11 protein-coding genes are annotated in these 11825 nt (G+C 59.1%); 7 read left to right on the forward strand and 4 right to left on the reverse strand.

Annotated elements, in window-relative coordinates:
* Positions 1–4 precede the first annotated feature (4 nt).
* From CVE41_RS04395 to CVE41_RS04425, 7 genes are all read left to right on the forward strand, one after another.
* The gene (locus CVE41_RS04395) at positions 5–1318 is read left to right on the forward strand and encodes a radical SAM protein (protein WP_100259554.1); all 1314 of its coding nucleotides are present in this window, start codon (positions 5–7) and stop codon (positions 1316–1318) included.
* Between the two features lie 165 nt (positions 1319–1483).
* Positions 1484–2047 carry a DUF4402 domain-containing protein gene (locus CVE41_RS04400; protein WP_100259555.1) on the forward strand — a complete coding sequence of 188 codons (564 nt, stop codon included), beginning with the start codon at positions 1484–1486 and terminating at the stop codon, positions 2045–2047.
* Positions 2044–2604: a DUF4402 domain-containing protein gene (locus tag CVE41_RS04405; protein WP_100259556.1), complete on the forward strand. Its 561-nt coding sequence runs from the start codon at positions 2044–2046 to the stop codon at positions 2602–2604. Before CVE41_RS04400 ends, CVE41_RS04405 begins: the two co-directional genes overlap by 4 nt.
* 138 nt (positions 2605–2742) lie before the next feature.
* Positions 2743–3234, forward strand: a complete 492-nt coding sequence (locus tag CVE41_RS04410) for a DUF4402 domain-containing protein (protein WP_100259557.1) — start codon at positions 2743–2745, stop codon at positions 3232–3234.
* A gap of 70 nt (positions 3235–3304) precedes the next feature.
* The gene (locus tag CVE41_RS04415; RefSeq protein ID WP_157799392.1) at positions 3305–3817 is read left to right on the forward strand and encodes a DUF4402 domain-containing protein; all 513 of its coding nucleotides are present in this window, start codon (positions 3305–3307) and stop codon (positions 3815–3817) included.
* 18 nt (positions 3818–3835) lie between these two features.
* A complete protein-coding gene (locus CVE41_RS04420) occupies positions 3836–4813 on the forward strand; it encodes a fimbrial biogenesis chaperone (protein ID WP_100259559.1) in 978 nt (325 codons plus the stop codon).
* Complete coding sequence (locus CVE41_RS04425; protein WP_100259560.1) at positions 4810–8796, forward strand: SdrD B-like domain-containing protein; 3987 nt, start codon at positions 4810–4812, stop codon at positions 8794–8796. The genes CVE41_RS04420 and CVE41_RS04425 overlap by 4 nt, the downstream gene beginning before the upstream one ends.
* A 364-nt stretch (positions 8797–9160) precedes the next feature.
* Here CVE41_RS04425 and CVE41_RS04430 read toward each other — a convergent pair whose 3' ends face one another.
* The 4 genes from CVE41_RS04430 to CVE41_RS04445 are packed head-to-tail and all read right to left on the reverse strand — an operon-like array spanning position 9161 to position 11812.
* Positions 9161–10084: a DUF5694 domain-containing protein gene (locus CVE41_RS04430; protein ID WP_232725790.1), complete on the reverse strand. Its 924-nt coding sequence runs from the start codon at positions 10082–10084 to the stop codon at positions 9161–9163.
* A 32-nt stretch (positions 10085–10116) separates the two neighbouring features.
* Positions 10117–10521: a hypothetical protein gene (locus CVE41_RS04435; RefSeq protein ID WP_100259562.1), complete on the reverse strand. Its 405-nt coding sequence runs from the start codon at positions 10519–10521 to the stop codon at positions 10117–10119.
* Positions 10518–11015: a GNAT family N-acetyltransferase gene (locus CVE41_RS04440; RefSeq protein ID WP_100259563.1), complete on the reverse strand. Its 498-nt coding sequence runs from the start codon at positions 11013–11015 to the stop codon at positions 10518–10520. The genes CVE41_RS04435 and CVE41_RS04440 overlap by 4 nt, the downstream gene beginning before the upstream one ends.
* The gene (locus tag CVE41_RS04445; RefSeq protein ID WP_100259564.1) at positions 11009–11812 is read right to left on the reverse strand and encodes an alpha/beta fold hydrolase; all 804 of its coding nucleotides are present in this window, start codon (positions 11810–11812) and stop codon (positions 11009–11011) included. The genes CVE41_RS04440 and CVE41_RS04445 overlap by 7 nt, the downstream gene beginning before the upstream one ends.
* Positions 11813–11825 lie beyond the last annotated feature (13 nt).

The raw sequence follows: 11825 nt of genomic DNA on the forward strand, positions 1-11825 counted from the left end.
CCTCATGTGGACCTACTACCCCGACCTGCTCGCTACGCCCGTCCCGCGCTATACGAGCTATCCGACCGCCGCCGATTTCGGCGAGATTCCCGCCCAAGCTTATCGCGAAGCGCTGGAAAGCGCACACGGTGATGTATCGCTCTACCTTCACATTCCGTTCTGCGAGCAGATTTGCTTCTACTGCGGGTGCAATACCGGCCGCGCCAATCGGCAGCACAGGCTCGCCAGCTATCTCGAAGCCCTTCACACCGAAATTGCCACAGTGGGGGCTTTGCTGCCGAGCGATGCGCGTGTTCGCCGCATTTCCTTCGGCGGCGGAAGTCCCAACGCCATCGCACCTGCAGACATGCTCGCCCTGATCGATGCGCTCGCAACACACTTCGATCTCGACGCGCCGATCCTGTCGACCGAGCTCGATCCGCGTACGATGTCGCCCGATTGGGCCGACGCGATAGGAAAGGTGGGCTTCGACAGGGCCAGCTTGGGAGTTCAGACCTTCGCGACCCACTGCCAGGAGGCCATCGGCCGGGTTCAAGGCGAAGATATCATCGTGCGTTCAGTAGACTGGTTGAGGGATGCAGGGGTTACGTCGCTCAATTTCGACCTGATGTATGGCCTGCCGGGACAGGGCGGGCAAGACCTGCTCGATAGCCTGCAACGCACGCGCGCGCTTGGTGCAGACCGGATCGCCTTGTTCGGCTATGCCCATGTGCCACATATAGTCCCGCGCCAGCGCGCAATCGACGCGTCCAAACTTCCCGGGCAGGAGGCGCGCTTTGCCATGGCCGGTCTCGGATATGGCTATCTGTGCACGCATGGCTACACGCCGGTGGGCTTCGACCATTTCGCCAGGCCCGGCGGCGATCCACTGGCAGCTGCCGCCCTTGCCGGAACGCTGGGCCGAAACTTCCAGGGCTTCACCGATGACACGGCGCGCAATCTTATCGGCCTCGGCGCGTCCGCGATCTCGTCCTTTCCCGGCCTGCTCGCCCAGAATGAAAAGAATTCGGGCCGGTATCGCATGCGCGCATCACAAGGCCTTCTATCTGCAGACCGCGGCATCCTTCGCACCGCGCAAGACCGATATCGAGCGAGCGTGATCGAGGGCTTACTGTGCCGAGGACGCGCCAGGTTGGGCGCGAAGCTTATGGCGCAAGTCCGCGGCGCCTTGACGCTTTTCATCGATCGCGGGCTCGTTTCGCTCGATGACGACTGGCTGACCATCCTGCCCGAGGGTCTTCCCTATGCCCGCACGGTCGCGGCCCATTTCGATTCTTACCGCTCGATAAGCGCGCGCCAGTTCAGCTCAGCTGTTTGAGCAGAGCAGCCAGGCGACCCGTCACTCAGGGTTAATAGGCTTGCATGCAAACCTTGTATTTACCATCGTGTCGCAGCTTGTGCGGTAGTTGGCGCCTGACGGACGTTTTTGACCGCTCGAAATCATTAGGAAATTCGGAACAGCGACGTTCCGGTAAGTGTTGATATGGGCATGAGCCGCTTTAATCTTGCACGAGGAAGAACCGCTATTTCAGCGGCCTGCGCGCTCATGTGCATGTTCGCGGCGTCCCCTGCAGCGAGCAACCGCCCCCAGGTTTCGGTGCAGAACCCGGCCGCCTTGAGGTTTGGCACCTTCGCCGTGCCGACCTCGGGCTTTCGGGAAGTGTCCCCCCGAGGTGGGATATCGAGTGGCGGTATCTTCGCGCTCGACGACACCGGCGTCGGCCCCGCGCAATTCGTCGTACAATACGATCGCGGCAATAATGGGCGACGCGAACTGAATCTTGTTATCGAGATCGTCTTTTCTGCGCCTGGGACTTATGCGCAGGGCGGATTGACCGCTCGTCTTTCGCGATACCAGATCGACCTCCCCGGCTATGGCGCGGTGCAACCCGGCCAGGTGATCAGGATCGAACTGCCTAATTGCAGGCAGCGTGTCTGTTCGCGCTCCTTCAATCTCGGCGGGCGAATCGATGTCGATCGCAATTTCGGCGGTGGGCTGGTGGAAATCCCGATCATCGTCGACGCTGCCGTGATCTCGGTCAAATGACGACGCGTCCCTCCCCTTCACTCGTCGCCTTTTGCCTGGCGATAGCCACAGGTCTCGCACCATCCGGCCACGCCGTGGCGCAGGACCGTGCGCAGGCGACCGGTACGGCCACGGCAAGCGTGGTTGCACCTATCACCGTGCGGCAGGTGGAATCGCTACGTTTTGGAACGGTGGCGACAGGCGACACAGGGGGCACACTTACCCTGTCTCCGACGAATGGGGCGACGAGCGTAACGGGGTCGCTGCGCAGTCTCTGCCCCTCGGGGAGCAGCTGCACAGCGAATCCCGGTATATTTGCAGTCACGGGAGAGGCAGGGCGCAGCTACCGGATTGCCGCACCTGCCCAGGCTCTTGCGGGCCGCACGGAAGGCGGCGGCGCGCTGACGGTGTCCGCAATCACTATTGCTACGCAAAGCGTCCCCGGGCCGGGCCCACGCGGCATTCTGGATGACGCGGGCAGCGACAGGTTCAAGGTGGGTGGAACGCTGGAAGTTGCGCCCGGAACGGCGGCTGGAACCTATGTCGCGGAGATGGAGATGGTAGTCTCTTATGACTAACCAGAAGTGAAAGGCCTACGTAAGACCCCGTAGTTCCGCGGTAATTTCGCGGTAATCTTTCCTTAAAGCCTAGGTTCTATCCCTTAGCTCGCACCGGCAATAGCTGGGCGCGCTATTGTACGAACCAGGGGACACCTAATGAAGAAAATCATCCTCGCGGCTGCCGCAGTCGCATTCGCAACTCCTGCGATGGCTGCTCCGGGCGACACCGCTCAGGATACGGGTACCGCAGTTGCTGAAATCGTTGCTCCGATCACCATCACCCACGATGGCGGCGCGCTTGATTTCGGTATCATTATTCCGGGCACGCTTGCTGGCACGGTTGTCGTGGATCAGGGCGGCAACGGCACTGCAGGCGGCGACGCGCTGTTCGTTTCGGGCAGCACCAACGCAGCCGACAGCTTCACTGTCACGGGCGACGCAAGCCGCGCCTACAGCATCGTGACGACTGGCGGTACGGTCACTTCGGGTGGTAACTCGATGACTTTCATCACTGACTCTCCGGCATCGGGCTCGCTCTCGGCAACCGGCACCGACAGCTTTTCCGTTGGCGGCACGTTGAACGTTGGCGCCAACCAGGCTGCTGGCTCCTACAGCGGCAGCTACACCGCAACGGTGAGCTACAACTGATCGGATCGGGCAGCTGCCGACATTCCGTCGGTAGCTGCCCACCGAGCAATCCTGACCGATGAGCCGGCCCATGTTCAGGACGTATCTTTCGGGGGCAACTGCCCTTCTTGCCGGCCTCCTGGCTCCACAGGCGATTGCGCAGTCGAGCGATACCATGTCGGTATCGGGCACGTCGAAAGTGCGCGTGGTCGAGCCAGTTTCCATCGTCAACATTTCGGATTTACGCTTCGGCACGATGATGCAGCCGATTGCGAACGGGATAGTCGACGTCAATCCCGATGGCTCGGTCTCGAGCAATCTGGACCTCAGCACCTTTCCCAATGGCAGGGCGCCAGCCCGCTTTACCGTTCTGGGTGAGGCCCAGCGTCGCTTCATCATCTTCGTACCGAACCGGACGACGATCTCGAACGGCACATCCACCATGCGGGTCGACCGTTTTCGTACCAACCTCAACCTGGGGTTCGGTCGCTTCGACGCTGTGGGCAGCTACGACCTCTACGTTGGCGGGCGGCTGCAATTGAATGCGAACCAGGAACCCGGAACATATTCGGGGACTTTCGAGGTCTCCGTTCTTTATCTGTAAATTAACCATGCCTAGGATATGACCCGGACTGGGCTGAACGCCCATGTTTTCAAGGGCAACATGATGAAATCCGGGTCGAAATTCCTCACATTGAAATCCAAGAGCGTTGCGCTGACGCTGGCTGCGGTCATGGTCCTCGGCACAGGCTCCTCGATCGCACAGGATACAGCTGCCCCCGCCGTCCCCGCTGCGCCTGCCGGATCGGTAGGCGGTCTTGGCGATGTGAACCTGTTTCCCAAACGTGTCGTGATCGACGGGCGCCGCGCAATCGCCACTGTGGGTCTTTACAACAAGGCGGTCGATCCCGGCGATTACGAGATCAAGATCATCGATATGGCGATGACGCCGGAAGGCCAGCTCATCTCTTTCGACAACGGCTTGGACGAAGCGACCAAGGCCAAGGTCAGCACAGCCAGCCAGATGCTGCGCTATTCGCCCCGTCGCGTCCGCCTCGGCTCGTCAGAATCGCAACTCATCCGGGTGATGGCACGTGGATCCAGCGATCTGCCCGACGGCGAATACCGTTCGCACTTCATGGTCACCTCGGTCCCGGATTCCGAGGGGTTCAGCATCGAGGAAGCCACCGGTGCCGGTCAAGCCGACGGCATCGGCGTAAGCATCCGCCCACGTTTCGGGATCGCAATCCCGGTGATCGTCCGGGTCGGCGAAACCACGCTGAACGTCGGCATTAGCGGCGCGACCTTGCTGACGGCACGCGATGGTTCGCAGGCGGTCGGCTTCGTCCTGAACCGCAGCGGCACGCGCTCTGCATTCGGCGACGTCGTGGTCAAGGCAGCCGGGCGTTCGGAACCGATCGCTGTTTCCCGCGGTGTCGGTATCTATCCCGAAATCGACGCCCGGCAGGTCATCGTACCGATCGATCCGGAAACCGAACCTGGCCTGCTCGCATCGGGGGTGCGCCTGACAGTCGAATTCATCGACGATGACTTCGCTCCCGGTAGCAAACTTGCCGAGCACAGTTTCGTAGTGCCGTGAACAAGCGGATTATCGTTGGTGGCGCCGGAACCGCATGCCTGATCACGGCAGCGGTGGGTTTCGGCCTCTGGCCGGACCAGGACCAGCAACGCACGAAACTTCCCCAGCCCAAAAAACAGAATGCCGAAGCAGGCGGACCCTCCGTCAGTCTCCGCAAACCATTGCCCACGCCGACCTTCGATCCGGCGGCAACAACAAGCACCAAGAGCGTCCCCACCAGACCTCGCTTGCTTGGCACCACCAGCGCACTGCCCTCTGTCGCGAAGAGCCCGGAGGCAAAAGGCGGCGGTGCATCGAAGGCTATCTTGCCGACCGCGCCGAGCGAACTCGCCGATCTCGTCCTGCCGGAAGCCATCGAACGGTACACGCCGCTGGTTCCGAGCGGCGCGGCGAGAGAGCCTGCCACCGTGACGGGCACCGAAGCGCTGGTCGAAAGCGATAAACCCCTCACGGCGCGCGTGGTTTCGATCGGGTCGGCGACGGTCGGGGACCCGCAGGTTCCGCCAAGCGATTTCGCCGCTCCGCAAAACGGGATGATCTTGTTCGGAGGCGGTCAGCGCCCGGCGCTTTCTATTGGTACAGACCCGCTCGAACTTGCCATGGCACTTGCGCCGCTAACGCTAGAGCCCCTGCCCGACCTTGATGCCGATGCGTTTCCGCTCGCCGACGCGTCCTCCCCCATGGGTGACCGGATCGACGGCAAGGATCGCGCAGCACCGCCGGTTCTGGCCGCGTCGGCTCAAGTTCTTTCGCCACATGAAATGGTGCTGCCAGCCTCACCGGCTGCATCCGGCGAGGTGCTCGGCGAAGAGGGCCTGGTCGTCGGAGACCAGAATCTCGCGCCTTCGGCGAGCGAAGTTGTCACGGTAGCCGACAGCATCGGCGCAGCGCAGGCCGAAGAGCTTCTGTCGGTCGCGCCCCTGGAAGAGCCTGTTGCGCTTGCCCCCCGGGGCGGCGTTGACAAGCCCTCCATGCCAGGCGCAATCAAAGGCGCTACTGAAATTTCAGAGGTCGAAACTGCGAGCTTCGACGCTCCCTCTTCCGCCTCTGGCAAAGAGTCGATGCCGATTTCGGCATCCGCGACAGCGGCAGGATCAGGCTCGGAAGTGTCGGCACAATCACTGGGCAGAAGCTCTGCCGAAGCTGCTGAGTTGACCGAGCCCCCACACACCCAGACGACAGCATTGTCTGCGGATAGCGTTGCATCCTACGCCCCGCTGACAGCCGCCTTGGTCAAGCGTCCCGCTCCGCAGAATGAGAGCGGAGGCGTCGGCGGAGACATTGGTGAAGCTGCCCCTTCCTCTGGAAGCGCCAGCGCCGCCTTCGCATCGGCGCCCGGACTCGGCAGCAATCTTGGCGAGGACGGCCCTCTGATCTCGTACCAGGACGAGCTGATCCTCGAAGTCCGCGTCAACGATGCGCAGGAGAGCGATACGATCATCGCTTACGGTACCCGTCAGGGCCTTTACCTCCCACTGGGAAGCATCGCGCGAATTCTGGACCTTGCGATCACTGTTACCGACGAAGGGCGTTACGCGCATGGATGGGTCCTTAGCGAAGACCGCAGCCTGACAATCGACCTGCGCGACGGCACTATCCAGTACGGCGACAAGACGGTCGAAATCGAGGGCATTCTCGCGGCGGATTTCGATGGCGAGATGTTCCTTCGCATCGATCAGTTCGAGAAGCTGTTCCCGATCGAAGTGAAGCCGGACCTGCGGACACAATCGGTGAACATCACCACGCTTGAGAAATTTCCATTCGAAGAGCGTTCCGCTCGCGAAGCCCGCCGCGCACGCCTGGAGGCCAGGCAGGGACGGCCAGAGGGGAAGAATTTCGAACGGGTAGATTTGGCATACGAGCCCATTTCATTTCCCACCGCCGACATAGAACTGCGCGCCGTTTCGGATCAGACATTCGGAACCCGGGCAGAAGCAGATATGCTCTTTGCGGGCGATCTCGGCTTTCTTACCGCGGAGAGCTATCTCAGCGGCGACACGGTGAACGGTCTGACCGCATCGCTGTTCAAGGTGGGGCGAATGGATCCCGACGGCGAGCTTCTCGGCCCCCTCAACGCGACGTCGTTTTCCGTCGGCGACGTGAACTCGACCACTATGCCGCTCGGCCTGCGCAGCGTTGCGGGGCGGGGTTTTACAGTGACCAACGCACCTTCGGATGTTGGATCGGTCTTCGACCAGATCGACTTGCGAGGGATCCTCCCCGCTGGCTACGAGGTAGAGCTCTACCGGAACGATATCCTGATCGGTTCGACGAGCGACGCCGTCAACGGGCAATACGAGTTTCTGCAGGTGCCGGTCGATTTCGGGCTTAATGTATTCCGGCTCGTATTTTTCGGCCCGCAGGGGCAACGCAGCGAGAAAGTCGAGCGGATCAGCGTCGGCGACGGAAGACTGGCCAAGGGCAAGCTCGTCTACAGCTTTGATGCCACCCAGCGTGAGCAGAACCTGCTTGGCGTCAAGGCACCCAATTTCTTCGAACCGCGCGACTACGGTTCGCTGCGCACATCGGCGCAATTGTCGTATGGCCTGACCTCGGATGTAACCACGGTGCTCGGCGGCGCCTGGTTCGAACGCCAGGGCGAGGACCGCTGGTTGGGAACGGCGGGCCTTCGCACCGGCTTTGACGGAGTAGCGGTGCGCGCCGACGCCGGTATCGCCGATGGCGGAGCGTTTGCGCTGACCGCCGGCCTGGGCGGCCGGTTCGGGCGTTCGGCTATCACGGTCAACCACACGGAATATAGCGGAGAGTTCCCCGATGAGACCGTAGCATTGGGAACAGAATACCTTCGCCGCGCTAGCGAGGTCGACTTCAACACGACGCTGGGATTCGGAAGCGAAGGTACCGGCCTTACGGTTCCGGTGAGCGCACGCTTCCGCACCTATGAAACAACCGAAGGGCGTAACACACTGGCTGCCGGACTACGCACGTCAACACGTGCGGGCGGGCTTCTTGTTTCCAACAGCCTGGAATATTCACGTATCAGCGGTGCCGGACTGGAAGCGAACAATCAGCTTTTTGGCAGCTTTGACCTTGCTACCCTCGGCCGTTCCAAAACGCGCGGTCGCCTGTCGCTTGGCTATTCGCTCATGCCAGATACCGACATACTGAGTACCAGCGTCCAGGTCGATCATGCACTGGATGAAAGAACTTCGATCAGAGGCCAGGCCGGTTACGTCTTCGAAGAAGCAAAGCCATTCTTCGGAGCGTCGGGCATCCGTGAATTCGAAGATTTCACCGTGGCGCTCGATGCGAACTATTCATTCGTGGACGAGTCCTATTTCGTCGGTCTTCGTATCGGCTTCAGCCTCGGCCGCGACCCTCTGCGCGGAGGCCTGTTCCTGGCAAGGCCGGGCATGGCCAGTTCCGGAGGCGCGACCCTTCGGGCGTTTCGCGACATGGACGGAGACGGCGTGTATGGCCCCGTCGACGAAACCATCGAGGGAATAGATTTCGTAGCCTATAATCAAACCGCTACCTCGGATGAAGAGGGCGTGGCCCGCCTCATCGGTCTCGGCACCGGGCAACGTGTCGGCATCCAGGTCGATAGCAGCACATCGCCGGACATTAATCTTGCTCCTGCAAAACGAGGGATAGATGTCGTGCCGAGATCCGGCCGCATCCATGCGATCGACTATCCGATTGTCGCACTAAGCGAGATCGAGGGAACGGCCCGTTTCGCCGACGATGGACGTGACAAGGGCGTCTCGGGTGTCCGCCTGCGACTGCTCGACGAGAAGGGTGACATCGTCAGCTATGCAAAGACCGAGCTCGATGGATATTATTTTTTCGAAAGGGTCAAACCCGGGCGCTACCAGCTGCAAATCGATTCCGACCAGGTAGAACGCCTGAGCCTGTGTCCGATCGATGCAGCAACGATAACCGTTTCCTACGATGGAGACGTAATCCAGCGTGACCTCAACATCCGCACTTGTGCAACGAACGTCGCTTCAGCCAGCAAATGACGATTGGCGCGGGCCGTTCACACTAAGAACGCCCCTTCAGACGCCTTTTGACAGCATTTAAGACTAGCGGGGAATCCGGAAGACGTGGAGGTGCAGCGCGGCAAGAACCGCGCCCCTTCCGACACCAGAAACGCGAAAGGCCGCTAACCCTTAAGGTCAGCGGCCTTTTGTGTGGTTGCGGGGGCTCGATTTGACCTTTGCAGAACTCGCTTTCGCCTTACGAACCACGCTGTCGCACGGAGGTGAAATTGGTTGGGCTTGTAAGCTATCGCGAGAATGGCCGCATAGGGCCGGAACCAGACGGTCAGCTAAAGAATTTGAGATATGGAAAGCTGACAACGCCTGACGCGTTCGAGGGCAATTATTATTGCATGTTGTCAAGTGCGGCAGCGGCTATGAGATAAGGCATGGTCTCGACCAAGCGATAATTAGGCATCCTTTCTGCAAAGTGCCGTAGCCATGTTAAGTGACCGCTCCCCACGATTACAAGCACCCGATCTCCAAGTTCAGCGATCAGGTCAAGCTTTGCAAACATTTTGGCATTGCGCATGTACCAGTACGCGTTGAGTTCGGCTCCTGGTTGAGCATCTCCGTCACCGATCGACAGCATTGAGTAATAGAATTGATGATGCATCCGCGTCACTTTGTCCGGATTGTTGTGCTGGAACAAAGTTTCCGCGATGCTAAGCTTTGCCATGCTCGCTTTTTCAACTTCCGACGCCGCTTGAATCTCATTGATGAGCGCTTCTATCAACTCTGTCTTATCCGAGCGTCCCGCAAAAGATTGCACTGACTCGAAGGGGAAATAGTCGGGCTCATCATGGCGCGCCTTTTCATCAAACCCATAGACGGCCTCATGCTCAAGAAGCCGAGCTAAGCGATACCCGATTTGGACTGTCTCATTTCGCTGTGTCAGAAGAAGTTGCTCGGTATGTGCGTAATCTTCAAGCAGGAAGCCCGGCCCATCAGCCTCTTGCTCCACCACAATCCGCGTCGGTTTCCACTGCCCCAGCGCCTGCGCCAGATCGTCAAGTTCGCGCTGTCGCCTTGGCTCAAGAAAGTCGTCAATTTCGATATTGACGATATCGCTCTGAGGTGAAGAAAAGTGATACACACCGAGGATCATGACTTCAATCTCGCTCTGTCGCTCTTTCGCTGCAACGGGCGAGATTGGTAAGGCGAAGGTAGCGAAAGCCGCAGCCACCAATGCAAAGTATCTCAACGCTTCTCTCCGCGAAATCTGCGGTTTGCCCAACAAGGCATCCCGAAACAATTTGGTTGTAATCATCACCGCGTCAGGCTTGTCGCAAATGAACAAAATCACCCACCTATCGCAGCGCTCCCTTTTTCCGTTTCTCGCCATCCAACCCAGCACATCATAACGAAAACAACGTTGAAGATGGCATCGATTAGAGACCCAGCAAGAGTGAGGACTGGGTCGACTGCGTAAAACCAGTAATCGAATATGAAAACTGGTAGGATCGCAGCGCCGATGAGGAGGTACGTCGTTCGTGTGAAGCGGCTGACCAACGCCAAGAAGCCGAACAGGCTTGCCTGAAGCCCGAAGCATTGAAAAATCAAATTTGTCAGATCATTGCTCTGCGAAGGATCTTGCACAGAAATAGCAATCATCAATTCGGGCAAAGCCATAGTGGCAAGTCCGAGGGTCAGATAGGCGGCGCCCACGATCTTTCGGGGCGTTTGCGGAACGAGTGTTTCCTTCATGACTTATCCTTTGAACCTGTGATCAATGATTTTCGAACATGGAACCGCTCCAGTTCGACCGCGTCGAGTTGCACCAGTTCGCGTGAAATCACTTCGAACCCGCAGGAGAGGAAGGGGACGACAGCATTGCGGCTGGCTCGTGATTCCAATGCCGGGATCTTCAAGATCTGGGCTTGGTTCTCTATCGCTTCCACAAGGTGCCGAAAATATCCACGCCGCTGATGGGATGGTTGCATGAAAGCAAAGTCAATTAAGCCGTCCGGCCTCAGGGTCATGAAACCGACAGGCTCTTCAGTTGCGTGGTCGAGCGCTACGACAATTTTCTGTATTGATACCCTGACATGCCAATCCTCCGGCTCGGGGAAGTTCTTCAGCCATGCGGCGGTCTGACGTTGATCGTAGTCGGATTTCGGATCGGCAATCGCTGCTAACGCTATAGACCGGAGCTGCATGATGTTTTCCGTTTCGGAGTCGGCCAAAGCAGTCATCAGCATGCCGCACCGATCTCTTCTTTAATGAGGATTGCGAAAGCTTCTGGACTGGAAATTGGCCAGAGGTGGTCCGCGTCCTGCACGGCAATCGACCGCGCACAGGGAAGTATCGAGCCCAGTCGAGAGGCAGCCAGTTTGAACATCTTCCGACTGTTCTCGCCCGATGCGACGAGCACAGGCGAATTTATCCTCGCTAGGGCGTTTAGCGTGAGCGCTTCAGGGGAAGCATCGCCCATCAATGCGGATCGTAATGCCGCGGCGCTACCGATAAACAGTTCGCGCTGCGTCTCATCCAGATCAACCCATGCGTCTAAGGAACCGGTAGCTGTGAACGAAAGTTGCGCAAGGCGCCGGTCCTCGGCTTCGGCAATCTCAGCGAAAAGTGGACCGAACGCTGCAATTGAATCCTCTCGGAAACATTCTCGATCGGTAGCTTCCAAATATGTGTCGCTGCTTGGGTCGAACAGAATAGCCTTTCGACAAAATAACCCTTGGCTGAGTGCGAGCAATAGCGGGTGACAACTGAATGACCAGGCGACACAGACTAAATCGCTAGCATCTACGGCCGCGACAAAATCGATGATCTGCTGAGCGTGATGCGAAGTTCGCGCGAAGGCTTTTTCACCCCATCCATCGCCAAAACCATCCAAGGTAGGCGCTAGAATTCTGTGTGGCGCAAGTGCCTTTCCCACCCTTTCCCACCCGTTCCCACTGATCACCTCGCCCCGGCAAACCATGTAATAGCAAAATCGTAGACATGGTCTTTTTCTCTCGCCTCCCGGCTGTCTAAAGAATTGCATGGGATTGAAGTTT

This window comes from Qipengyuania seohaensis, assembly GCF_002795865.1.
Taxonomy (GTDB): Bacteria; Pseudomonadota; Alphaproteobacteria; order Sphingomonadales; family Sphingomonadaceae; genus Qipengyuania; species Qipengyuania seohaensis.